General features: G+C 40.0%; 18 protein-coding genes and 1 tRNA gene. 15 read left to right on the forward strand and 4 right to left on the reverse strand.

All coding sequences use genetic code 11. The features are described from left to right. The first annotated feature begins 63 nt into the window (after positions 1–63). From D7322_RS05785 to D7322_RS05800, 5 genes are all read left to right on the forward strand, one after another. Positions 64–492, forward strand: coding sequence for a hypothetical protein (locus D7322_RS05785; RefSeq protein ID WP_121122191.1), 429 nt, complete (start codon positions 64–66; stop codon positions 490–492). A 448-nt stretch (positions 493–940) separates the two neighbouring features. Further along, positions 941–2,458: a TROVE domain-containing protein gene (locus D7322_RS05790; protein WP_121122750.1), complete on the forward strand. Its 1,518-nt coding sequence runs from the start codon at positions 941–943 to the stop codon at positions 2,456–2,458. A 103-nt stretch (positions 2,459–2,561) separates the two neighbouring features. Beyond that, positions 2,562–2,690, forward strand: a tRNA-OTHER gene (locus D7322_RS28395). A gap of 309 nt (positions 2,691–2,999) precedes the next feature. Further along, positions 3,000–3,650, forward strand: coding sequence for a hypothetical protein (locus tag D7322_RS05795; RefSeq protein ID WP_147430297.1), 651 nt, complete (start codon positions 3,000–3,002; stop codon positions 3,648–3,650). A 312-nt stretch (positions 3,651–3,962) separates the two neighbouring features. Next, on the forward strand, positions 3,963–4,490 hold the full coding sequence (locus D7322_RS05800; protein WP_121122195.1) for a hypothetical protein: 528 nt from the start codon (positions 3,963–3,965) through the stop codon (positions 4,488–4,490). 69 nt (positions 4,491–4,559) lie between these two features. Here the strand turns inward: D7322_RS05800 and tamL are convergent, their stop codons facing one another. Next, the gene (tamL, locus tag D7322_RS05805) at positions 4,560–6,911 is read right to left on the reverse strand and encodes a translocation and assembly module lipoprotein TamL (protein WP_121122197.1); all 2,352 of its coding nucleotides are present in this window, start codon (positions 6,909–6,911) and stop codon (positions 4,560–4,562) included. 8 nt (positions 6,912–6,919) lie between these two features. Here tamL and D7322_RS05810 point away from each other — a divergent pair, with 8 nt between their 5' ends. The 6 genes from D7322_RS05810 (at position 6,920) to D7322_RS05835 (ending at position 14,177) form a co-directional block, all read left to right on the forward strand. Next, entirely contained in the window at positions 6,920–7,669 is a 750-nt protein-coding gene (locus tag D7322_RS05810; RefSeq protein ID WP_121122200.1) for a TrmH family RNA methyltransferase, read from the forward strand. A gap of 201 nt (positions 7,670–7,870) precedes the next feature. After that, on the forward strand, positions 7,871–9,040 hold the full coding sequence (locus tag D7322_RS05815) for an MFS transporter (protein WP_245971277.1): 1,170 nt from the start codon (positions 7,871–7,873) through the stop codon (positions 9,038–9,040). Between the two features lie 96 nt (positions 9,041–9,136). Then, positions 9,137–10,051: a hypothetical protein gene (locus D7322_RS05820; protein ID WP_121122202.1), complete on the forward strand. Its 915-nt coding sequence runs from the start codon at positions 9,137–9,139 to the stop codon at positions 10,049–10,051. Then, positions 10,048–10,725 (forward strand): ABC transporter ATP-binding protein, encoded by a 678-nt coding sequence (locus D7322_RS05825; RefSeq protein ID WP_121122204.1) that lies wholly within the window; start codon positions 10,048–10,050, stop codon positions 10,723–10,725. The genes D7322_RS05820 and D7322_RS05825 overlap by 4 nt, the downstream gene beginning before the upstream one ends. Before the next feature lie 27 nt (positions 10,726–10,752). Then, entirely contained in the window at positions 10,753–11,301 is a 549-nt protein-coding gene (locus D7322_RS05830; RefSeq protein WP_121122206.1) for a GNAT family N-acetyltransferase, read from the forward strand. Positions 11,302–11,444: 143 nt separating this feature from the next. After that, positions 11,445–14,177, forward strand: a complete 2,733-nt coding sequence (locus D7322_RS05835) for a DNA gyrase/topoisomerase IV subunit A (protein ID WP_121122208.1) — start codon at positions 11,445–11,447, stop codon at positions 14,175–14,177. A 188-nt stretch (positions 14,178–14,365) separates the two neighbouring features. Here the strand turns inward: D7322_RS05835 and msrA are convergent, their stop codons facing one another. Both msrA and D7322_RS05845 read right to left on the reverse strand, forming a co-directional pair. Beyond that, positions 14,366–14,881, reverse strand: coding sequence for a peptide-methionine (S)-S-oxide reductase MsrA (msrA, locus tag D7322_RS05840; RefSeq protein WP_121122210.1), 516 nt, complete (start codon positions 14,879–14,881; stop codon positions 14,366–14,368). A gap of 344 nt (positions 14,882–15,225) precedes the next feature. Beyond that, entirely contained in the window at positions 15,226–16,254 is a 1,029-nt protein-coding gene (locus D7322_RS05845) for a N(4)-(beta-N-acetylglucosaminyl)-L-asparaginase (RefSeq protein ID WP_121122212.1), read from the reverse strand. Between the two features lie 318 nt (positions 16,255–16,572). Between D7322_RS05845 and D7322_RS05850 the strand changes: the two genes are divergently transcribed. The 4 genes from D7322_RS05850 (at position 16,573) to D7322_RS05865 (ending at position 23,641) form a co-directional block, all read left to right on the forward strand. Further along, the gene (locus D7322_RS05850; protein WP_121122213.1) at positions 16,573–17,799 is read left to right on the forward strand and encodes a C40 family peptidase; all 1,227 of its coding nucleotides are present in this window, start codon (positions 16,573–16,575) and stop codon (positions 17,797–17,799) included. Between the two features lie 6 nt (positions 17,800–17,805). Next, positions 17,806–18,861, forward strand: coding sequence for a dipeptide epimerase (locus tag D7322_RS05855; RefSeq protein WP_121122215.1), 1,056 nt, complete (start codon positions 17,806–17,808; stop codon positions 18,859–18,861). 126 nt (positions 18,862–18,987) lie between these two features. Next, entirely contained in the window at positions 18,988–22,179 is a 3,192-nt protein-coding gene (locus D7322_RS05860) for a SusC/RagA family TonB-linked outer membrane protein (RefSeq protein ID WP_121122217.1), read from the forward strand. A gap of 4 nt (positions 22,180–22,183) precedes the next feature. Continuing rightward, positions 22,184–23,641 carry a SusD/RagB family nutrient-binding outer membrane lipoprotein gene (locus D7322_RS05865; protein ID WP_220700022.1) on the forward strand — a complete coding sequence of 486 codons (1,458 nt, stop codon included), beginning with the start codon at positions 22,184–22,186 and terminating at the stop codon, positions 23,639–23,641. A 92-nt stretch (positions 23,642–23,733) separates the two neighbouring features. On the opposite strand, the gene D7322_RS05870 is transcribed toward D7322_RS05865, so the two are convergent. Then, the gene (locus D7322_RS05870) at positions 23,734–25,329 is read right to left on the reverse strand and encodes a RagB/SusD family nutrient uptake outer membrane protein (protein ID WP_121122219.1); all 1,596 of its coding nucleotides are present in this window, start codon (positions 25,327–25,329) and stop codon (positions 23,734–23,736) included. Between the last annotated feature and the right edge of the window lie 103 nt (positions 25,330–25,432).

A 25,432-nucleotide genomic window follows, 5' to 3' on the forward strand; every position in this document is an offset into this window, starting at 1 on the left:
AGAAAATCCAAGCTGAATAAACGGTCTTGAACAATGAATCTATTCAAATAAATAAATAAATAAATGACAGACCACAATATAATTGACATCGTTGTTGCGGAACTCACAAAATATCCTTCGGTAAAATTCCAAAAGGGAAAGAACGACGAACTTAAAATTTATCGTAATGACGAATATGGTTTTGACATTACTCTACAAACAAATGTAAGAGAGAATACACTCCATTTTGGCTCATTTCATTGGCATTATGAAAATACCGAAGAAGAAATCGATGAAATGCTCAGTCAGCTGATTTTTGCTTTAGTAGGATTGGTCAGAATTCAAGAGTTTTCCAAAAATAGTATAGCCTATAAATGGACACTTCAGATCAAAGATTCAGATGGGAAGTGGCACGACAACGGAACGATGCAAACAATAAATCTAAAATTTTGGACCACTCCAGATATTAGTTATCTACAAAATTCAATACTACCTGAAAGTATAGTTAAATAATAATGACTACTTTTTCATCGTGTTGATGTACATCAGAAAGTGGCGACTTCTTCTAACAGCGGCTGCCAGTCAAAACCGAATGGCATAGTGATCAGCTTCCCTCCCGGTGTTAAAATGTATTTGCTTGGATAACCCCTGACTTGAAAACTTTTTTCCACCCGACCGTCTGACATTAACACATTTACGGTTCTTTTTATAACGTTGCTTGCCCTTGACGCGAGGGAGATAAAACAGATTGAAGTAATACTACGCAATAAAGCTGCGCACTTAAATATGCTAAACCCATATTTTTTTGAAATAAAAAAAATATAAACCTAACAATCAACCATATACATAAAATTATTTTCTTTCTATATACTGCGTACATCTACTGCGTAGAGGTGCTTGCAATTTTGTGATGTCAGTTCAGAATAGTCTGGCAGAAATGTTTAACGATAATGCAATGATTATGAAATTCAACTTCCTTAACACTAAAAAACAGCTGGTTACGAATCATGAAAAAGCAAAGGCTTACCTCATGACACCAGAACTGGAATTGTACACTACGGTAGTCACAACTGGATTGAATGATTCATTTTATGAAAGCGGCAACAGTAGATTAAATCGAATCAAGGAACTGGTCATGACATGCGAATCGACATTTGTTGCCAAACTGGCCATCTATGCACGTACAGTGATGAACTTAAGGTCCATCCCGATAGTAATAGCTGTCGAATTAGCGAAGAAAGCCTCTGGCGAGTCGATCGTTAGTAAAGCAGTGAGCCGGGTAATATTGCGTGCTGACGAGATAACTGAACTTCTGGCCTATTACCAGATTGCAAATAACAGAAATGGAGCGAAGAAGTTAAGTAGGCTTTCTAAGCAAATCCAAAAAGGTCTTGGAGCCTCTTTTAACAGATTTGATGAATACCAGTTTGCAAAATATAACAGAGAAGCTGAAATTAAGTTAAAGGATGCATTGTTTCTTGTACACCCTAGCCCTAAGAACGATCAACAGCAGGCTATTTTTGACAGGATCGCAGCGGATAATCTTTCGACCGTCTATACTTGGGAAACGGAGCTTTCTAAATTGGGTCAGGAAAATTTTGATAACGCTTTGGCCAGATCTGATGCTTTCACCAGAAAATGGGAAGAGTTGATCGAAAGTAAAAAAATGGGGTACATGGCTTTGCTCAGAAATCTTCGTAATATACTGGAGGCTAACATATCAGCACAACATGTTTTGATGGTCTGCAATTATCTATCGAATGAGCAAGCAGTACTCAACTCTAGACAACTTCCGTTCAGGTTTCTTTCAGCTTATAGAGAGTTGAAAGTGCTAAAATCGGGTTTAACGTCAACTGTATTAACAGCATTGGAAGATGCCACGTTATGCAGTGCCAGAAATATAAAAGGCTTCGGTTTTGAGACTTCGGTTGTGATTGCCTGTGACGTTTCAGGATCTATGCAAAAGCCTATTTCGGCAAAAAGTACGGTTTTACTGTATGATGTAGGCTTAATGCTAGCAATGCTATTGCAGTCACAGTGTAAAGATGTAACAACAGGGATATTCGGTGATACATACAAGATAATCAATATGCCTAAACATCGAGTGCTGACGAATGTAATGGAATATTACAAACGAGAAGGTGAAGTGGGCTATTCAACAAATGGATACCTGGTCGTGGACGATCTAATCCGTAGAAAGAAGATCGTGGATAAGGTCATGATATTTACTGACTGTCAATTATGGGATAGTAATTATAATGGTAATTCTTTGGAAAAGTCATGGAATAATTACAAAAGTTTAGCTCCAAAGGCGAAACTCTATCTATTCGATCTGGGGGGATATGGAAAACAGCCTATAGATGTGAAGCAAAATGATGTTTACCTGTTAGCGGGCTGGTCGGATAAAGTGTTTGATATACTTTCTGGCATGGACAATGCCCTATCCGCTGTCGAACATATCCATCAAGTTGAAATATAAGATCATCCCGCAGTATAAAATAAGCAAGTGTCGTAGAAGAGAGTTACTTCGCATTTGGGTTGCCCGTGTCACAGGTTCGAGTCCTGTCTCTATAGGTATATAGAGTAGCTCAGTTGGTAGAGCAGGAAAAACAGTCTCTTTTCGTTAGTTACCTTGCTTTATGATAAAATTGGATAAGTGCCGCAGAAAAGAGTTACTTCGGTCCAATGGCAGGTTCAAATCCTGCTTCCGATCAGTTCTAGATAAACAATATCGAAAACGTCGGAAAAAACTCTTTTCGTCAGTTGCCTTTCTGATTCTAAACAGAATGCCGTAAACAATAGTTACTTCGTCACCGTTAAGGGGAGGAATAATGAAGTTGTAAAATCAACAAGATTATCCGGTTCGAATCCGGCAATGACTAGCCCCCACTATTGTTGCTTTTTGCTTCTGTTTTTTAAACTAGAAATTTGTCAAGTACAATGTATTCTCTTACATTGTACTTTTTGATGACAAGTCCTCCCAAAAACTGGATATATGAGATTCACCATAAATGAAGTTAATGGACAAAATAGATTTTATACCACTAATTGAACTTCCTACCTTAAAGGGAGCCCAAAGCAATATAGTGCCTAGGGGAACCTCCTTTACAAATACGAAAGAATGGGATCTATATCAAGAAAATGAATTAAAGAAAAACTATATTGATATCCCCCGTCCAATCGCAACAGGAATTTACCAATATAGACTTTTTGACATTAAGGTCGAGGATCTAAGAACTATAATCAAATTACATATTGGAGACATGCCCATAAAAGACTCTTGCTCACTATTTGGCGGGTACGCAATTTCTATTAATGGACAGGTCGAATTGTATCCTCAATGCTGTGGCCTCTTAGAAGAAATCCAACAATGGAAAAAAATACTAAATGAAAATTTCGAAGATTTTTCACTATTGGAGTGCCACCCTTCACCCCTAATCACCAAAAATCAAGAAAGGATTACCATTTTCTGCGACGATAACGACGAACCTTTCTTTCCATATTTTTCAAAAAACAAAATCGAACTTGATTATCAAACCACAAAAAAAGCATTGATAATCTTATTAAATCAGCTACATTTTTTCTCCGAAAAATTAGAGAGTCTAGCAGTGGAATTTAAGGTGAATAATATTGCAAACATCTTGATTTGGGGTCAGAATGAAAATAAATAATCTAACAAAAAAAATTAATTTCGACATATTGCTGATAGAACAAAAAACAAGCGAAAGAACCCAAGCTTCGCTGAACGGAAAAAATTAGCCATTAGATCTGCGAAGAAAAAAGAAAGTTTTCGATTAGAATCATCTCCCAAATAATTTAAGATTTTCAAAAGAAGATTAAAATTCCTAAAATTGCATGCTCATTTCGACAAGATCTGTTTCGACATTGTCAACATGAATTTGTCCTGGCTTGTAGAACGTGATATAAGCAAATAAGTCAAATCTCTTGCTACAAATGGACTAAAATTAAACGCTTATAATAAAATGAAAAAGATTATATTTTTTCTGTTGCTGATACCTTTTTGGGCAAATGCTCAACAACAAAATATTCAAGACTTTGTTGTGAAAGAAAATCTTTCCAAAAACGGCAAACTAGCCATTGTAGCTTTGGACTCAGTAGGTAATACCAATGAGACAATCAACGGAAACTACATGTTCACCATCAATGGTTTTTCGCAGGCACTTCAATTTCACGATGGTGTCGCGGTTGCCAATCAAAAAATTGAATCGTCTACCTTTGTATTCTTTAGTCATAAAAACCAAGCGAAATCTAAGGGCCGTCTCTTTTATATCTACAAGACTGACAAGGGGCTTTCCCCTTTTGCCATCAGCGGACTGATGTTTTTGATTATCCCGGCCATTGTGCTAGGAATAGCTTACATGTTTAAAAAAGTGATTATGACAGCGATCGCACTGGCTATAGTTTTCTTTGTATTCAACCATTCGCAGGGTCTAGACTTGAGTAAAATTTTTGAATCTATATTTTCAAGTCTCAAAAATCTCCTCGGTTAACAACGCGATCTGTCTGGATATCGTATCAATGGATGGGATCAAAGTAAATCATAACGAAACGATTGTACATTAAAACGGCATTCCGATTCCGAAATTGTATTGGATAAAATTATACCGGTCGGGCCTGTGGCTTTCATAATATTGCTGTTTAAATTCTTTGGAGTCAAAGAAATGCTTGATTACCCATTGATCACTGCCTGAAAATTGTGGATCTTTAACTTTTAGACCAGCATCCAGACGGATGACAAAATAGTCAGAGTCAAAACGTAAACCAAATCCTGTACCGATCGCTACTTGCCCCAGGAATTTATTGAATTTAAATTCACCGCCCGGATTTAGTTCCTCATCTTTTTTCAGGCGCCAGACATTCCCCATATCCACAAATGTCGCCCCATTCATCTTAGCTCCAAGAAAATTATTCAGGAGACGAAAGCGATATTCTGCATTTGCTTCCAATTTGATTTCCCCCAGTTGGTCGAGATTACGCAAATTGAGCCGGAGATCTTCACTCAGATTTTGTCTATTGTAGGCTCCTGGACCGAGCGTCCGGGCTTGCCATGCCCGTATGCCATTCATTCCACCGCTATAAAAACTCTTTTCAAAGATCAATAACTTCGAATTGTTTCCATACGGAATAGCAATTCCGGGATTAAATCGGAATACAAACTGTCTATTTCCACCAAAATTTCGATACAGGCGATAATCAAATTCAGTTTTTGCATATTGTAAAAAAGGTACCCCAAAGATCTTCTTTTCACCATCAGCATTGGCGGGTAGCTTCGCTAAGCTACTGATGAGATCCAGCACATTCCCGCTGACATCCACTGTTCCACGGAAATATTGAAAGTCTTCCTTACTGGTCAATTTCTTGCCATTCAGAATAAAAGTATATTGTGTCCCTAGCCCGAAATATTGACGATCATTGCTTCGTACATACAGTTGGTATCCTTCCTGTTCCAGATTTTTTCTAAAATTCGAATCCAATCTTCCGTCCCGATATTCCAATACGATCGGAGTAAAACTATGATACTTATTCTCCGTTTCATACCAAGAGTAATTCAACGAAGTCGTAAAGTAACGGTTAGAGTAAGTCCGATCCTGATCGAATAACTGTAGAGTCATGGAATAGGTCGTCTTGGGCAAACCAAATTTCCCACCCGGATTAATATGAAAAGGTACCATGAGCCGTGGGATCACCAAATTTACACCCGCCTGAAAATCATTGTTGAAGATTTTACTGGAAAGCCCGCCCGACAGACGCGGATCAAACAGCACCCCGTAGCGCAACTTGACCTCCAACTGCTCTGAACCACCAAAAATATTACGCTGCGAAAATGTATTTCCAATGTTAAAACCACTCATACCCGAACTAAAGGTATATTCTCCTTCAATCTGATTTCCCATACGTGGTCTCGGTACAAAATCATAGTGAACATTGAGTTTATTAGAATCCTTTTTTACAAACTGTACTTTCACAGACCGAAAACCATTCATTTCATAAAGCCGATCATAAGATTTGTTTTCTTCTGCCAGCGAATAATAATGACCAGACCGCAGATACATATACCGCTCCAAAGGCTTCCAGCGAAAGCTATTGGTCTCATCTATAAAAAGAAGCTTCTTCGTTGAATCTGTTATACGACGTGGCGGTTTTTTTGATATAGCCCCATAATTCCTAATAGTCATATATACACTATCAATTTGATACTTTTTATGTATCGTTGAATCGCTGGGGTTTTCAACATTTATTTTTAGATCAATTGCGTTACCTTTCAGCGTAGAGTCGATACCGACACGCATATATTGCCGCAAATAATCATAATAACCATTGTTGCGCATAACAAGATATAGCTTTTCCCGTTCATCGAGCAGTTTTGCAGCATCATATTGCGTGTTGGGTGTAACTTTGGTTTTGGGGAGAACATCCCGATCAAAAAGCCATTTTACCTCATCATCATCAAATTTACGGTCAATATTCCTGATCTGATATGCATTTCCTTCATCGACCTTAAAGTCGATATGTGCTCGCTTCTTGTCAACTGAAATCTCAGGATTAACTTTAGCATTGAAATATCCTTTGGTAAATAGAAAACGTCTAATCTGGTTAGCAGATAAATCAACCATTGCCGAGTCCAACAAATGAGGTGGCTCACCAACATTTCGAATCTTCTTGGTCTTATAACGTCCTTTTTTTGTATTGAAAGTATTGTAAATAAATAGATTTACCCTCGAATTAGGTCTGATCTGATTGGATACATAGGTTTCGGAAGACTCTTTCAATGCTGGTGAAACACCAGAAATCTGTACTTTTGTAACCAAAGCCTGGTCGTCATCTATATATTTTGAAGATCGGCAAGATGCAAAAAATAGTGTCAAAAGCATTATACTTGCAAATCCGATAAAACGAGGGTACTTAATCATCAATAAAAATGTTGTCAAAAGCGCAAATCAGTCTAATAACGTCTCTACAAAATAAAAAGTATAGAAAACAACATGGCTTATTCATCGTTGAGGGCATAAAATCCGTCAGGGAATTTATCTCATCAAATTACCAGGTCGAATCCATTTTCTATACAGACGACGCAAACACAAAAGTGGGTAAAATCTCGCATAATATAAAATCCCATGAAGTGACCGAGGCTGAATTTCAAAAGATTAGTACATTAAAATCTCCTCAGGGAGTCCTTGCCTTAGTCAAGCTCCCCAAACAACAACAGATCGAATTAAATGATCTCAAAAACTGTTACAATATTGTATTGGATGATGTGCAAGATCCTGGCAATCTAGGAACCATCATCCGTACTGCAGAATGGTTTGGAATCAAGCATATCATTTGTTCCATAGGTACCGTGGACGCCTATAACCCAAAAGTTGTACAGGCGACTATGGGCTCACTGGCCAGAATACAGGTTCATTACCTGGATTTAAACAAATTTATTTCTGACACAAATTTACCTGTGTACGGCGCATTGCTTGATGGCCAGTCTATTTATCAAACACAATGGGATTCAGAAGGATTAATTGTCATGGGTAATGAAGGCAATGGTATCAGCGAAGAAATAATAGCATTAATAGATCAGGCGGTGACCATACCTCGTATCGGCCAAGCGGAATCATTGAATGTCGCTGTAGCAACAACGATATTCTGCAGTGAGATTGCACGGCGGCAGCTGATCTAAAGCGATATTTAACCGTACATGATATCCGTTGATCCACTCAATGTGATGTCATGGTTGGAAGATTTCTCCAAAATTTCAGCCAAAAGAAAAAGTTTAATCGTTCCAAAAGCTGTACATTTGACCTATTCTTCGAAAAGCACAGTTATCTTTCGTGATAAATGCCAGCTGGGAGACTTATTCACGCACGACAATTGTTTTAAAATGCAATCTGAACAGAAATCCATCTACACGCTTCAATTTATTTTACTTTGCCTGAGCTCACTCCTATTCTCGTCTAGTTTCAATATGATTATTCCCGAGCTACCTAATTACCTGAGTAGCCTGGGCGGGGCTGAATATAAGGGTCTGATCATAGCACTATTTACATTGACGGCCGGAATTTCACGACCTTTCAGTGGTAAACTGACCGATCGTTGGGGCCGCGTACCAGTTATGGCCATCGGATCCATTGTCTGTTTTATCTGCGGGTTTCTCTATCCAATTTTAACTTCTGTGGCGGGTTTTTTATTTCTGCGGTTGATCCATGGTTTCTCTACCGGTTTTAAACCTACCTCCACCTCGGCGTATGTCGCAGATCTTGTTCCTCAGAAAAGATGGGGAGAAGCCCTGGGGATGCATGGCCTTGCATTCAGTGTTGGAACGGCAGTAGGGCCAGCAATAGGGAGCGCAATTTTTGATGCTTTTGGAATTAATGTCATGTTCTACTCCTCGTCTTTCATGGCATTGTTATCAATCCTCATCGTCATCAATATGAAGGAAACCCTAGTTAAAAAGGAGAAATTTAACCTTTCCATGCTCAAAATAAACCGAAAAGACATTATTGAATGGCGCGCACTCCCTGCTGGAATAATTACCTTTCTTTCGTATACGGCATACGGTGTGATCCTGACCCTTATACCGGATTGGAGTGAACATCTTGGATTAAAAAATAAAGGCCTTTTCTTTCTGGCATTTACGATTGCATCCGTCATGATACGTTTTGTTTCGGGAAAGGTTTCCGATCGCTATGGGAGGCCGAAGGTTATTATTACAGGCTTAGTGATCATTGCGATTGCTTTGGTGGTCATTGGCTTTGAGGATAGCTTTATCGGTATGATGATCGGGGCGAGCATTTATGGTATCGGCACCGGTATATTATCTCCCGCGGTCAATGCATGGACCATTGACCTGAGTATTCCTGAACATCGCGGCAAAGCGGTCGCGACCATGTATATTTCGCTCGAAGCGGGAATTGGCCTTGGAGCCCTCCTCGCCGGACTGTACTATGCCGATGTCATCCTTCGCATTCCGCAAATTATGTATGCCAATGCCGTTGTCCTAGTGATTGCTTTACTCTATATGCTAAATTGGCAAAGAAAATCTCAGCTTTAGCTATTCGATTGGAATCGTTAAATTTAAGTATGCCAACGGCGGACAAACAAGTTCACGATAGCATCGCTTGTATGACTATTTATAAACAGATGGCAAATGATAAACAATTATTTAAAGCTTCAATATAAGTTATTGACCCGCCATTTTACGGCAACAGGATTACCTTTAGTGATTGCGCCAATTTTGCTTTTGGGAGCATGTTATCTTGTTTACTATCTTTTATTGCAGTATCCCGTCTTTGGAAGTTATGCCATACTCCTGGGCAATTTTCAGTTACTCTTTCTCCTGACCGAAAAAAACAGAAACGATTTTCTAAAAAACACGTTTAACAAAAAGGACTTTTACACCATTAGACTACTGGAAAATGTTCTAGTGACCTTACTTTCTATTGCTCTATTGCTATCTCAAAGTCTTTGGCTCTATGCGTTCATCTTAGGCCTGTTAGCGGTTGTATTTGCCTTTTTGACTTTTAAAGCTTTTGGTAAATCCATCCCTACTCCCTTCGCAAAGAAACCCTTTGAATTTATTATCGGATTCCGAAGGAGTTACCTGCTGATTATCGTTTTGTATCTACTGGCAGCAATTGGTTTTTATGCCACGAATTCCAACCTTGTTCTATTTTGTGTAAGCGGTATAGCCCTGACTTGTATACTCTATTATCAGTTGCCTGAACCTGTCTTTTATCTATGGAACAGTAGAGAAACACCTGCTGGATTTCTACTGCGTAAATTTAGACGTGGACTGCTGCAATGTCTTTTGTTTGTCCTGCCACTCCTACTGACATATGCCTTTATTTATTCATCAGAATGGTTTAATGCATTAATTGTTTTGGGTGGAATATTATTCCTGATCCCTTTTGCCATTACCTTAAAATATGTCGCTTATCCGAGAGAGATCAATTTTCCTGAGGTCTCTGTGCTGATATTGTGTTTTAGTTTCTATCCCCTGATAGTAGCCCTATTGCCCTTTTATTACCTTAAGGCCCTCAAAAATCTAAAAAACTATTTATGATCGAGCTTATTCATATCAGTAAATCCTTTGGTCAGCATCAGGTCTTGCATGAGGTGACTTTTACTTTTGAGGACGGAAAAGTCTACGGTATCGTAGGCGAAAACGGGGCTGGAAAAACAACCTTATTTCGCTGTATAGCGGGGCTGGAAACAGCTTCGGGAAAAATCAGCGCGAACCTACAGCCACTTAAGAACCATTTAGGCTACCTGACATCAGATCCGTATTTCTTATCGAAACTCACAGGCGAAGAATATATCTATCTCCTTACCGATGCCCGAGGAAAAAGCATTCAGCATCTAAGCGAAAGAAATATCTTCGAATTACCATTAAAAGAGTATGCGAACTCCTATTCTACAGGCATGAAAAAGAAACTGGCACTGACAGCGACCCTGCTCCAGGACAACAGTTTCTACATTCTGGATGAACCTTTTAACGGGATAGATCTACAAAGCAGTATTATCCTGACTGAAATTATTCTACGACTTAAAGCAATGGGCAAAACCATCCTGATCTCATCGCATATATTTTCGACATTAAAGGATACCTGTGACGAGATATTGGTTTTGGAAGAAGGTCGGATCAGCAAGACTGTCAAAAAAGAACAGTTCGGTGATTTTGAAGAAGAAATGAAAGAGAAAATATTAAAAAAAGATATCGATAAACTCTGGCTTTGAAGCCCTGTAAAACTCAAAAGAAATAAGATGGAAAAATACCTACCCACATTAGAAACCGAACGTCTAATCATCCGTCCGATAAGCATGGACGATAAGGACTATTTTTTTGCTATGGATTCACAGCCTGAGGTACATACCTTTCTCAATAAAGAGCCTGTTCAATCCATCGAAGATATGGAAAAAGCGATCGCTCTCATTCTGCTACAATATGAAAAATATGGTATTGGCCGACTGGGGGTCGTTGAAAAATCAAGCAATCAATGGATCGGCTGGACGGGTTTTAAATATATTGATGAACTGGAAAACGGACGTATCGATTTTTTGGACCTAGGTTATCGTTTCAGGGTAGAATCCTGGGGTAAAGGATATGCCACTGAGGCAGCATTGGCCTGTATGCAGTATTATCGGGAACACCTGACTCATTTCGAACTCCATGCCATCACCCATACCAAAAACGAAGGATCAAGACATGTATTGGAAAAAGTGGGATTTCAGATCACAGAGGAATTTTATTTCGACCGTTGGGATATCCATTGTTATTGGTACGATCTGGTCGAGCAATCGGTACAAAGCTAATTATATTAGCTCAAAAAGCTAATTTTTTTAACTTTTTATACTTTCACTGGGATAAAACAAAATGGTTTTGTATTTTTACACGTTCGAATAAAATAAAATTTCGAACATTTCTGTATTGTACAATTTAATCTATTGCTGAGTAAATGAGTGACGAAACAAACTTCCCAACGGAAGATAACCAAGAAGAATTAGGATCAGGAAAAACAGAAGGCGGAAGTCAGACAATACCTTTATCTGGACTGTACGAGAACTGGTTTTTGGATTATGCATCCTATGTGATCTTGGATAGAGCTGTACCCCATATAAATGACGGCTTGAAGCCGGTACAACGCCGTATTCTCCATTCCTTAAAAGAAATGGATGATGGACGATATAATAAAGCTGCCAATGTAATTGGTAATACCATGAAATATCACCCGCATGGAGATGCTTCCATCGGTGATGCGATGGTACAATTAGGACAAAAGGATCTGCTGATCGATTGCCAAGGAAACTGGGGCTTCCCGATTACAGGTGATTCGGCTGCAGCGCCACGTTATATTGAGGGTCGGCTTTCTAAATTTGCGAATGAAGTTGTCTTCAATCCCGAAACGACCGAATGGCAACTAAGCTACGACGGACGTAACCGCGAGCCAGTCACGTTACCTGTTAAATTCCCCTTGCTTCTGGCACAGGGAGCCGAAGGTATTGCCGTAGGTTTAGCGACCAAAATTATGCCGCACAACTTTATTGAACTTATCGATGGTTCAATTCAGGCGCTGAATGGCGAACGCCCGAATATTCTTCCCGATTTTCCCACAGGTGGTATGGCCGATGTGTCCAACTACAACGAAGGTCAACGTGGCGGAAAGATCCGTGTACGCGCTAAAATCGAAGAACGGGATAAAAAGACTTTGGCAATCACCGAGATTCCTTTTGGTACGACCACTGGCGGGCTTATCGAGAGCGTCGTAACAGCGAATGAAAAAGGTAAAATCAAAATCAAGAAAATCGAAGACAACACGGCTGGAAATGTTGAAATCATCGTGCATTTAGCACCGGGAATCTCTCCCGATGTTACGATCGATGCGCTTTATGCATTCACAGCCTGCGAGGTTTCGATTTCGCCCAATACCTGTGTCATCAAAGATGAAAAACCTCATTTTATGAGTGTCAATGACATCTTGATTGAAAACACCAAAAACACCAAAAACCTATTGAAGCGGGAACTGGAGATCCGTTTAAATGATCTTCAGGAAAAAATCTTCTTCAATAGTTTATTGAAAATATTCATCCAGGAAGGGATGTATAAACATGCCGATTATGAAAATGCCGGTGACTTTGACACCGTCGTACAGGTTTTAAATCGCTTGTTTGAACCATTCTTTGAACAGTTTTATCGCGAAATTCTTCCTGAGGATTATAAGAAATTGATCGATAAACCGATGAGCAGCATTACGCGTTTCGATGTTAAAAAATCGGACGAAACGATGAAGACCCTCGAAAATGAGATCAAAGAGGTTAAGCGGAACCTACGTCAACTGACGGAATATGCCATTGCCTGGTATGAAAAACTACGTGAAAAATATAGTAAAGATCGCGAGCGTAAGACCGAGTTACGCATCTTTGATAAGGTGGAAGCTACACAGGTCGCGCTAGCTAATACCAAACTATATGTCAACCGTGAAGAAGGATTCATCGGTTCAGGAATGAAGAAAGATGTGTTCGTCTGCGATTGCTCGGATATCGACGATATCATCGTCTTCCGCGAAGACGGCAAATATGTCGTCAGTAAGATTCAGGATAAGGTATTCGTCGGAAAAGGAATTATCCATGTAGCGGTCTTTAAAAAAGGTGACGAACGAACCATATACAATGTCATTTATAAAGAAGGTGAAACCGGCACAAGTTATATCAAACGTTTCTCTGTAGTGGGCGTGACCCGTGATAAGGAATACGATGTATCAAAAGGATCGAAAGGATCAAAAGTCCTATACTTCACCGCTAATCCAAATGGCGAGGCCGAAGTGGTCAATATACAGCTTAAACCACACACGAAATTACGCAAATTGAATTTCGACATGGATTTCGCTGAGATTGCCATCAAAGGTCGTGCATCTCAGGGCAATATTGTTTCCAAATACCCTGTCAAGAAAATAACCTTTAAAAGCTCAGGTATTTCAACACTCGCAGGACGAAAAATTTGGTATGACAGCATCATGAAACGTCTTAACGCCGATGAACGTGGTCAGTATCTAGGAGAATTTGATGGTGATGATAAAATATTGGTGGTACTTTCTGATGGTAGTTACGAGCTATCGAACTTCGACCTGAGCAACCACTTTGATGAAAAAATGATCCGTATTGAGAAATTCTATCCTGAACACATTTATACCGTTGTGCATCAAGATGGCAAAAGCGGAACTTATTTCGTCAAACGCTTTAAATTTGATGACCAACCTATCGGTAAACGTATTTCGTTTATCAATGAGGAACCTGGTTCAAAGCTAATACTTATGAGCAATGCCGCTGAGCCAACGGTCAGATTAGATATATTAAAAGGCAAATCCCAAACAGAGGAAACACTGGAGCAACCATTGACTGAGATCATTGATATCAAAGGTTTAAAGGCACAGGGCAACCGTCTATCTTTCCATACCGTAAAATCTGTCACTTTGATCACTGCGGATGAGGATCTGAGTGAAAAAGGAAAGGAAAAAACGGAAGTAGCTTCTGTAGATGGAGAAACAAAATCCGAAGAGACAAAGGCTGAGTCTTCAGCTGCTGAAACTGCAACTGATGCATCCAATGATAAAAAAGAAGATGATATCAAATTAGAGATCACTAACCCTGATGACATCCAAATTGATGACAAGGGGCAAATGGAAATGTTTTAACAGCATTTTTCAATAAGTAATCCGCATAAAGAAAAGGCTCGAATATGATATTCGAGCCTTTTTATATTATTGTAGATCGCAGGTCGTTCTCAAAGGTAATCAAGACCTTGTTTCAATCCTCCGGCCCTCTGTTAAATACACAGCATCAATTCGCTGCGCGCAGGCACCAAGTTCCTGCAATAAAGCTTTTAAGCTTTAAATTCTTTCAAGAATTTTTGAAGTTTCGGTGCAATGACCACCGAACAGAACGGATTCTCAGGATGATCATTGAAATAATTATGATGATAATTTTCAGCCAGCCAAAACGTTGACGCCGGTTCTACGGCTGTAACAATCGGATCCTCGTAGACAGCTTCATTTTCCAATTCATCAATAAAGTTTTTGGCCAAAATCTCCTGTTCTTCATTGTGAAAAAATACCACAGACCGATATTGTGTGCCCACATCATTCCCTTGACGGTTCAATGTTGTCGGATTATGTGTCTTGAAGAAAATTTTCAACAGGTCCTCATAATTGACCAATTCATCGTCATACTCCAACTCCACCACTTCCACGTGATCGGTTGTACCAGTACAGACCTGCTCATAAGTAGGATGATCTACATGACCACCCATATATCCTGGCAATACGGATGTCACTCCCTCGGTATTCTGGAAAATTACCTCCGTGCACCAAAAACATCCACCTCCAAATGTTGCTTTCATATTTTTATTGTATTTAGTATTGCGTATTGAGTAGCTAGTATTTAGACTTTACTTTTATAAGCTGCTGGCAATTTGTTATTCTGTTTTTTCACTTAAACAACGCTTATACAAAGATAATCAATATTAAATTTAATACTCAAACCTCAACATGTATTCTAAATTAAGTACTGTTTATTGAATAGCGAGTAATTAGACATAATTGCTATTATCTTTTTTTTACAAAGACGACAATTATCACTTATATGCAAATCTGCATCCAGAAGAATGACAAAGAGCAAGGATTAGGAACCTCCAATCTCTTATCTAAATCTTACATCTAATAGCTAAATACTAATATCTATTCACTAATAATAATGTTTTCCTTTGATCAAAAGATCCTGCTGCTTACTATCACAAACAGCATATGAGAATCCCTCCTGCAAAGCAAAAGCTCCATACTCGCCTTTTTTATTGATCGCCAAAAATCCAACTTGTATCTCTTTGGCAATTGCAGGCTTTTTCTTCACGATACGCATCACCGCTTCCTTGCAAGCATCTTCGGGCGAGTACCCCTGACGCATTAATTCAACCACCAAAAAGCTACCTACATTACGGATAACTTCTTCACCTACCCCGGTCGAAGTAGCTCCACCAACTTCATTGTCAACATATAAACCAGCGCCGATAATCGGGCTATCTCCCACCCTGCCGTGCATTTTAAATGCCATTCCACTGGTTGTACAAGCTCCGGATATATTTCCATTGACATCTAAGGCCAGCATACCAATCGTATCGTGGTTGTACTGGTTGCCCGGTAGGCGCTCCGCAGCAAAAGATTTATTTTCGATATTAACGACCGGTTTATACTTCTTCTCCTTTAACCATTCTTTCCAAGCTTTTTCTCCCTCTGGCGTCAGCAAATTTTCTTCCTTGAAACCGTTTTCCAACGCAAATTGCAAGGCACCCTCCCCAACTAGCATTACGTGTGGTGTTTTCTCCATAACCAAGCGGGCCACCGATATCGGATGTCCGATTTTTTCCATACCGGCCACAGCACCGCAATTGCCATCAGCATCCATAATACAGGCATCTAAGGTCACATGTCCATCACGATCCGGATACCCTCCTTTTCCGACGGTCATATTTTTCAAGTCCGCTTCAGGTACACGCACGCCTTGTTCGACAGCATCAAGAGCTTTTCCGCCTTTCGATAAGATCTCCCAGGCCGCTTTATTTGCTGCTATTCCGAAATCCCAGGTTGATATGACAATCGGATATTTTTTTACCTTATCATCAGATGCAATCGTCAGCCCTTTTGTATCAAATGCACGCAAGGTACCTATGGCTGCAGCAGCCATAAAACCTTGTCTAATAAAATTACGTCTAGAACTCATATATAATCTATTTGTCTTTTAATAACCTGTTTGCCTCCGCCGTCCGGCATTTTCAAGCATGAATAATTCGTTTTTGAATTTTCATTACCACAGTTCACAATCGCTAACCTGCTTTTGGCAGTGAGATTCAAAAACAATCAACGGTTTTGCGATCAATAAGCAATAATACAAAATGGTTTTAGCAAATAGACAAATTAATTAAAATTAAGCCCAAAGATTCGTTTTTTAGCAACACAATATTCAAATCACTCAAAAATCGACAACAAACATTGATTTATATTGTGAATTAATCCTATCTTTAGAAACAAACTAATCAGCATGAAAAACACACTAAAATTCGCTATTTTAGCATGTGCAAGTCTTATTGGCACAAGTCATGGCCATGCACAGCAAGTAGATTCCACCACTTATTTCAAAATCAAAGAATTGCAAGAAAACGTAAAGCGTGAATTTGCACCGGATCGGAGAACGAAAATTGTGGCTATCCAAAAAGCGGATGTCCCCCAAAATATATATATTCTCGAAACAACCGAAAAAGATGCTAAGTTTGTTCTCGAACAAAAGGCAAAAGAAATATCCGCGAATATCCAAGTTCAGCTCTTACCGGACGCCAGTGTTGATGGCAAAACTGTAGGGGTAATCAGGCTTTCAGTTGCCAACATGCGTACCTTTCCGGATAACTCCGCGGAACTGACAAGCCAAGTTTTATTGGGTACACAAGTAGATCTGCTACAGAAGAAAAGTGGTGAATACCGGGTACGCACCCCTGATGGTTATATCGCTTGGGTGCCAGCATCCTCAATAGCAGTAATGGATCAGGCCGAGGCCGACAAGTGGAGACAATCAGACAAGCTGATCTACACCACTGAATTCGGAAGATCTTATTCCGAACCCACAGAGAAAAGCCAACGGGTATCGGATCTTGTATATGGGGATATCTTGAAATTAACCGGACAAAAAGGTGGTTTTTATGAAATCGCTTACCCCGATGGCCGCAAAGGTTATATCAAGAAATCTGAAGGTCTAACATTAAAAAATTGGCTGGATACACGTAATCCTACCGCTGATCATATTATTGCAAGTGCAAAGTCCATGTTGGGACTACCCTATTTGTGGGGCGGCACATCGGTCAAAGGGGTCGATTGTAGCGGATTTACCAAGACAAGCTTCTTTATGAATGGCTTCGTTATCCCTAGAGATGCATCACAACAGGTTTTAGCGGGCGAAAAGATAGATATCTTGGACAGCGAGGGGCATTTTGATCCTGAAAAAGCGCTTAAAAACCTGAAACCTGCGGATTTGCTCTTTTTTGCTGCGGGCAAAAACAGTAATCCCAATGCGCGCGTCACCCATGTAGCGCTTTATATAGGCAATGGCACTTTTATCCATGCTGCAGGATTGGTTCGCATTAACAGCATGCTAAAAGACGCTGCTGATTACGACGATTTTCAGACACGTACCGTTGTTGCTGCCCGGCGTTATTTAGGTGCCAAGGATTCTGCAATTCAAAAAATCGCTGAAAGCAATTACTATATCAATAAATAAACCATAATGAGCAATCAATCTGAATGGATCAGCAAGGACTTTGGAGCCTTTAAGCTAAGGTTCCGTCCATATACCCTAACATTGCGCCATGTCTTTACCGTCGCTTCCTATAGCCGCAGTACGACGCCTGTCGTACTAACCGAATTGGAGTATGACGGTATAGTGGGCTATGGTGAGGCCAGCATGCCGCCATACCTTGGTGAATCACAGGAAAGCGTGATCGCCTTTTTAAATCAAATTAACTTATCAGCATTCAACTCACCTTTCCAGACGGAGGAGATTCTGCATTATGTAGACCAAGTAGCAGCAAAAAATACTGCCGCAAAAGCAGCAATAGATATTGCTCTACATGATGTGCTTGGTAAAATTATGCGCCAGCCCTTCTATAAAATATGGGGATTAAATCCGGATCTTATCCCACCGACTTCCTACACCATCGGCATCGATACGGAGGATATGATCCGTAAAAAGGTTGCTGAAGCAGATCAGTTTAAGATCCTAAAAGTAAAATTGGGACTGGATACCGATAAGATGATCATTGACACCATTCGTCAGGTCACAGACCGCCCATTATGTGCAGATGTTAATCAAGGTTGGAAAACGCGGGAAGAAGCGCTGGAAATGGCACATTGGCTCGCTGAGCGAAATGTTTCTTTCCTTGAACAACCCATGCCCAAAGAACAGATTGATGACAATGCCTGGCTGACTGAACATAGTCCGATACCAACAATTGCGGATGAGGGGTGTCAACGTTTGGTTGATGTACCTGCCCTAAAAGGAGTTTACAGTGGCATCAACATCAAACTGATGAAATGTACAGGCATGCGTGAAGCCAAACGGATGGCCGAACTTGCACGTTCCCTCGAAATGAAAGTCATGATCGGCTGTATGACCGAAACTTCCTGTGCCATCAGTGCTGCGGCACAATTAGCACCATTGACCGATTGGGCAGATTTAGATGGGGCACTCCTGATCGATAACGATATCTACGATGGCATGACGGTAATTGATGGCAACTGCATCTTACCGAGCCGTCCGGGAATTGGAATTTTAAGAAAATAAGATTATATTCAATGCAATGTTTTTTGTCTTATAAGGAGAACATTGCATTGAATCTTTGTCGGAGTTGAGATCAACAACCGATGAAACCAACATATTAACAAACTAAATTAATCAATTCAAACTCTTATGAAACAACATGTGCTCACAACGTTGTGTCTCATAGCCTGTAGTTCGATGCAGTCTTTATATGCACAACAGATTCAGATTGCTGGGAAAATCACAGACAGCAATGGAAATCCCGTCGGTGGAGTTACCATAAATGTCAAAGGATCCAGCCAAGGAACATCAACCAACGAACAAGGCTTATTCACGCTCAATGCAAATTCAAATGCCACACTAATACTATCTGCTGTTGGCTATAATGCGCAGGAGGTTCAGGTTAATGGCCGGAAAACGATCAGTATTACACTCGTCAGCAACGAACAAGCCTTAGATGAGGTGGTTGTAACTGCATTAGGAATCAAACGTTCCCAAAAGTCCATTGGTTATTCCGCACAACAAGTCAAAGGAGATGATCTAACATTTACAAAAGAAACCAATGTGTTAGGTTCCTTAGCAGGAAAAGTTGCCGGCGCACAAGTAACGGGATCTTCTGGCGCAAATTTGGGTGGAACACAAAAAATCAAGATCCGTGGCGTTAACTCAGTTACAGGTGGAGGCCAACCGCTTATGGTCATCGACGGCACTCCAATCTCAAATTCGAATTTCAGTAGTTCAACTGGTAATGGTGTAGACCTTGGAAATGTTGGACAAGATATAAATCCTGAAGATATCGAAACAATCAACGTTCTGAAAGGTCCTACGGCTTCCGCTTTATATGGTATGCGGGGACAATACGGAGTAATCATGATTACTACCAAGAAAGGAAAAAAGGGTCCTAAAAAAATTGATATCGGCTTTAACTCCGCTACTTCATGGGAGAAAACAGGCAATTTTATGCCCCTTCAAAATATATATGGTGTCGGTAATAATCAGACTTTCCTGAAATTAGCATCCGGAGAGTACTATGTCAATGGCAATGACGAATCTTGGGGACCAAAAATGGATGGAACTCCTGTTCGCATGTATTATAGCTTTTATCCTCAAGATGTTGATTTCGGCAAAACTACCCCTTTTTCTCCTCAACCCAATAACATAAAGGACTTCTATAATACGGGATTCACAACAAACAATGGTCTGACGATTGCTGGCGGTAATGAAAATGCCGCAATCCGCTTTAGCTATAATAACACCTATATCAAAGGTGTTATTCCTAATACCTCCCTAAAGAGAAATAATTTTGGCTTAAACGGGACATTGGACATCACATCCAAACTGCTTGTTGGAGCTAATATCAATTACGCAAATAATAATGGACAAAGACCTGTTCAAGGTTATCAGGGATCATTCACTGGTGCTACACAATGGTTTCAACGTAACATTGATATTAATAGGCTCCGAAATTATAAATATGCAGACGGCACAATATTAAATTGGAACGTAAATCCGAATACATCCACAGGAATAATTACAAATAACAAACCCTCAGACTGGAACAATCCATTTTTTGACGCATACGAAAATCTAAACAATGACTCACGCGATCGGGTATTTGGAGATGTTAACGTATCCTACAAAATTTTTGACAATCTAAAGGTTTCAGGTTTTGTAAGAAAAGATTTCTTTACACAAAACCTCAGCAGTAGAACCGCATTTGGAGGTCGGTTAGATGAAGCATTTTCTGTAGGAAAATATCAAAATGATGAGAGCAATTATGAGTTTTTAGCAGAATACAATAACAAGTGGAATGATTTTTCGCTAAATGCTAATTTAGGTACCAATATTTATACCCGCGACTATTCTTATGTTTCGCAAGCTACCGTTGGAGGTTTGGCAACGAGGGGATTTTATAATATTGCGGCATCTATTGACCGTCCGGAAACAACTTCCTATAAGTTGAAAAAACAAATCCGGTCACTGTATGCAATGGCCTCTTTCGGTTATAAGGATATCTACTTTATAGACGCATCAATTCGTCAGGACGTGTCTTCAGCATTACCTAAAAACAACAATTCTTATGTTTATCCATCGGTTTCCGGATCTTTCCTATTTAGCGAATTATTCGATTCCAAAGTACTATCTTTTGGTAAATTGAGAGCTTCCTATGCGATTGCGGGTTCTGATGTAGATCCTTATTCTGCACTTTTGAACTATCAAATGGGTACGGCCTACAAAACCAGTACAGGAACAATTACAACCGTCTCTGTCCCAGATAAACTAAAAAATGCAAATCTAGAACCATCTTTTGCCCATACCTTTGAGATCGGTACAGACCTCAAATTTTTCAATGACCGTTTAGGACTTGATTTCACTTATTACCAACAGCGTAATAAAAAACAAGTTATTGATCTATCTCAGTCATCAGCTACCGGATATGAATCTGAATTTGTAAATGCTGGGGATATTGAGAACAATGGTATCGAAATATCGCTTTCTGGAACACCTGCGAAATCAGCCAACTTCACTTGGAACACCACCTTAAATTTTGCAAGAAACAACAGTAAGATCCACGAATTGATCGACAATATTAATTCTTACCAGCTGGATTTAAACACCTATTCTAGTCAAACGGTTTATTTAAGAGCAGACAGAGGAAAAGCATTCGGTACATTGATCGGTCCGGGTTATTTACGTGATCAAGCAACAGGAAAAATATTATTGGACGCCAATAATATGCCGATCCAAGAACTGAACAAAGATTTCGGTTCTGTTCTACCCAATTTTACCGGTGGTTTCTTAAATTCAATCCGATATAAAAACATCGATTTTAATGCCATGATAGACTTCCAATCTGGAGGTAAATTCTTTAGCTGGTCTAAAATGCTCGCCGTAAAATCTGGACAGGCAGAAGAGACTGCGGCAATGAATAGTAAAGGCAAAAATGTACGCGATCCATTAGCCGATGGTGGTGGTTACGAAATTTCTGGTATTTCACAAGCTACAGGGGAAGCTGTCAATGCATTTGTCGATGCAAGAAGTTATTTTAGAAACCAGATCGGAACTAAATTTTACGAAGAATGGTTGTTCAATGCCTCTTATATAAAATTGAGAGAAGTAAGCCTAGGGTATACATTTTCTGAAAATACATTAAAGAAAACACCATTTAAATCTATCCGTATTGCTGCTATTGCAAGAAACCCATGGATGATCTGGCAAAAGGCTCCGAAAGGAATTGATCCTTCCGAACTTTCTATGGGAAGTGCATCCATCAGCTGGATCGAGAAAGGGGAATTACAAACAGTACGTTCTTATGGGGTAAACCTAAGCTTTAAATTCTAAAATCATGAAACAGTTATCATTATTAAAATATGCCCTCGTTTTTACCGCTATAACGACGATGGTATCATGCAGCAAAAAATTTGACGATTCATATTATATAGATCCAAATAACCCTTCCACTGCGACAGGCATGCAATTATTGGCGAATGCAGAGTTCTTTCTATCAGGAACGAGTGCCAATACGGCTAATCAGATGGGGGTTCATTATCCTCAGTACTTATCATTAACGACATATACAGACAACTCTAGGTATATATCAACCAATTTAAATTTTGAAAGTTGGTATAAGGGTCCGTTAAAAAATATTCAGGAAGTAAAGGATAAAGCTAGAAATGGAAAATTAAGTGAATCAGAGGGCAGCGCTGTGAACCAAATTGCACTAGCTAATATCTTGGAATCCTATTTTATGTTGCATATGACCGATCGTTGGGGAGATTTACCTTATAGCGATGCACTCAAGGGTAGTCAGAATCGTCTTCCTAAATATGATACACAGAAAGAAATCTACACTAGCCTCTTCAAACAGCTTAAAGAGGCAAGCGCAAACCTAGATCCCAATGCCACATTAAAAAATGAGATCATCTTCAATGGCAATATGAGCAAATGGAAGAAAGTCGGCAATTCGATTCGTCTTCTTATGGCACTCCGTTTGTCTAAAGTGGATGCCACTTGGGGTAAACAGGAATTTGTCAGCGCCTTAGCAGACGGAGTCATGGCTTCTAATACTGACAATTTTGCCTACCCACATTTGGCGGAAAAGGATCATGAAAATTTCTGGTATAATTCCTTCACACGTCTTGAACGTCAGTGGTTTGCACTGAGTAAGCCCTTAGTGGACTATATGAAACCTAAAAATGACCCGCGTTTGCCTATTTATGGTGATAAAAATCAATCTGGGGAATATGTTGGTTTAGAATATGGAAAAGCGGCTGGAAATTCGGGTGATATTCCGGGAATATCGTTATTGGGAGCAAAGCTTAGGCAGCAAAATTCTCCAGTCAATCTGGTTACTTACCCACAAGTACTGTTTGCAATGGCGGAAGCTGCGAAATTAGGTTGGATAAGCGGGGGTGATGCTGTTGCTGAAACCAACTATAAAAATGCGATCAAAGAATCAATTAATTTATGGACTGCCAACGCGACCTCTGCTTCTGCCATCGACGCTTATATTAATCAACCCGCTGTCGCCTATTCCGCGGCTACGGCCATACAGCAGATAGCCGAGCAACGTTGGATCCATCTTTTCTTAAATGGGTATGAGGCATGGGCAGAATGGCGAAGGACAGGTTTCCCTGTATTAACGGCACCAGCCGGAGCTAACGGGAATCTGATCCCACGCAGAGAAGGTTACCCTACCCAGGAGGCATCAAATAATACAGTGAACTACAATGCCGCTGTTGCAGCTTTCCCATATGGAGGTGCTGACGGCCTTAATGCAAGAGTATGGTGGGATAAACCATAACGTATTCTCCTGCATTAATTCATTAGCATTTCAAAAAAGCCCATAAGCAATATTGCTTATGGGCTTTTTTGAAATGCTATTTGAGCTACTTTTTACTGACCTTGTCCCTTGAACGGATTTTGATCAGCTTCTTTCAAAGCCGTATTTCGCGTCATTTCCAACTGCGGAATTTGACAGATAAAGCGATAATCGTTCGAAGGGAGTGTTCCTGTAGGATTTGGACTCTTCGGATCATAACCGTCCAGGTTGGACATTCCCCAGGTATAATGCCCTTCCACATAGCTTGGTGTCTCCTGAATACGTACCAAAGGCTTTTGCAGGCGAAGCAGATCATATAAACCGGTCACTCCTTCACAGAGTAATTCTTTACGTCGCTCCACATAAATCGCCTCTAGTAGGTTCTGTCCCGCCGCTGCCGTAGTCAGGTTCTTCACCCCTCGGGCTGCCTGTAGACGATTCAGATAAGTAAGCCCCATCCCATTATTTAAATGCGCCGCAGCCTCTGCCATAATCAACAGCATCTCCGAACCACGCATCAGCGTAACTTCTGGTCTCGTATTTCCTTGTACAGCACCGTTTGCATCGCCATAATGTTTGTATTTATCATAAGCCCATTTTGTAGACCATTCTTTATTTGCATTTTTCGTACGTTTCCAGAATTGATAACGGTCCTCCGTCTTTTCAAATAATTTTTCATATTGTCCATCGGCAAAGAAATCCAGGAAGGCGTAAATCGGCCCATCGGTATAACCTTCACCATACTTCTCATCCTGGTTGTACCAAAAGTTAAACTGGGTACCACCGCCTAAATTGTTGGTAGCGGTAAACTTCATCGCCCAGACAACTTCCGGATAAGCATTGCTGATCGCATCATCAAAACCGCTACGATATTGATCGCGTGTCATCAGTTTGTTATATTTATTATAGACTGATGTCGCCTCAGTCAAGGCCCCCTGCCAATTGTTCATCACCAGATAAACTCTAGCCAATTGCCCAGAAACGATGTCCTCATTAATCGTCCATTTATCTGCACGATCGAATCCGTTTAACAGTTTTTTTGCATCTCCTAAATCAACTAGAATCTGATCATAAACCTGCTGAACGGTGGCTCTAGGTAAGTTGATATCCTCTTTCGGATCCAAACGTAATATGACGCCTTTTTTCTGCTTGGCGATCATATAAGTCTGTTGATAATTCTGGATCAGATGAAAGTAACAGATTCCTCTTATCGCTTTTGCCTGACCGAGAATCTGATTTTTTGTAGCCTGATCGCCCTGTGCTGCTGGTATGGCGTGGATAATTTTATTGGTCTGGTTGATAATTTTATACATCATCGTCCAAATTGCATCCGAGGTACCTGTAGTCTGCGTCCTTGATGCTTCATATTTATAGGTATCCACCTGGTTGCCGCCCATATTTGTATGGCTGACAATATCAGCTCCGCCAAGATCAACATACATCTGTAATCCTGGTAAGCCTGCATAAACACGGTCCCCACCCTGGTCATTAAAATAAAGTTGTCGGTAGGCGGAAGTCAGCACCATCTGCAACTGTCCCGCACTGGATAATGCCGTTCCTTCTTCGGTATCGACAGAAGTATTGGTATCCAAAAAGTCCTTACAGCTCCCCATAAAAAGTAATGACGAGGCTAAAATTGTAAAATTTATAGTTTTGAATATCTTTTTCATCAAAATATTTTTTTAAATAATAAAACGATCATTAGGCACGAACATGGCCGTGATGATACGTGCCAAGCACATGAGCGCCTTCTATAGTTTTTTGTCGATTTAT

Source organism: Sphingobacterium puteale (assembly GCF_003627955.1).
Classification (GTDB): Bacteria; Bacteroidota; Bacteroidia; order Sphingobacteriales; family Sphingobacteriaceae; genus Sphingobacterium; species Sphingobacterium puteale.

Coding starts and splice junctions, on each gene's coding strand:
- D7322_RS05810 (WP_121122200.1), top strand. CDS start 6,920: ATGTTGTCAAAAGCGCAAATCAGTCTAATAACGTCTCTACAAAATAAA.
- D7322_RS05800 (WP_121122195.1), top strand. CDS start 3,963: ATGAAAAAGATTATATTTTTTCTGTTGCTGATACCTTTTTGGGCAAAT.
- D7322_RS05795 (WP_147430297.1), top strand. CDS start 3,000: ATGGACAAAATAGATTTTATACCACTAATTGAACTTCCTACCTTAAAG.
- D7322_RS05785 (WP_121122191.1), top strand. CDS start 64: ATGACAGACCACAATATAATTGACATCGTTGTTGCGGAACTCACAAAA.
- D7322_RS05850 (WP_121122213.1), top strand. CDS start 16,573: ATGAAAAACACACTAAAATTCGCTATTTTAGCATGTGCAAGTCTTATT.
- D7322_RS05870 (WP_121122219.1), bottom strand. CDS start 25,329: ATGAAAAAGATATTCAAAACTATAAATTTTACAATTTTAGCCTCGTCA.
- D7322_RS05835 (WP_121122208.1), top strand. CDS start 11,445: ATGAGTGACGAAACAAACTTCCCAACGGAAGATAACCAAGAAGAATTA.
- D7322_RS05845 (WP_121122212.1), bottom strand. CDS start 16,254: ATGAGTTCTAGACGTAATTTTATTAGACAAGGTTTTATGGCTGCTGCA.
- D7322_RS05790 (WP_121122750.1), top strand. CDS start 941: ATGAAATTCAACTTCCTTAACACTAAAAAACAGCTGGTTACGAATCAT.
- D7322_RS05830 (WP_121122206.1), top strand. CDS start 10,753: ATGGAAAAATACCTACCCACATTAGAAACCGAACGTCTAATCATCCGT.
- D7322_RS05815 (WP_245971277.1), top strand. CDS start 7,871: ATGCAATCTGAACAGAAATCCATCTACACGCTTCAATTTATTTTACTT.
- D7322_RS05865 (WP_220700022.1), top strand. CDS start 22,184: ATGAAACAGTTATCATTATTAAAATATGCCCTCGTTTTTACCGCTATA.
- D7322_RS05860 (WP_121122217.1), top strand. CDS start 18,988: ATGAAACAACATGTGCTCACAACGTTGTGTCTCATAGCCTGTAGTTCG.
- D7322_RS05820 (WP_121122202.1), top strand. CDS start 9,137: ATGATAAACAATTATTTAAAGCTTCAATATAAGTTATTGACCCGCCAT.
- D7322_RS05855 (WP_121122215.1), top strand. CDS start 17,806: ATGAGCAATCAATCTGAATGGATCAGCAAGGACTTTGGAGCCTTTAAG.
- tamL (WP_121122197.1), bottom strand. CDS start 6,911: ATGATTAAGTACCCTCGTTTTATCGGATTTGCAAGTATAATGCTTTTG.
- msrA (WP_121122210.1), bottom strand. CDS start 14,881: ATGAAAGCAACATTTGGAGGTGGATGTTTTTGGTGCACGGAGGTAATT.
- D7322_RS05825 (WP_121122204.1), top strand. CDS start 10,048: ATGATCGAGCTTATTCATATCAGTAAATCCTTTGGTCAGCATCAGGTC.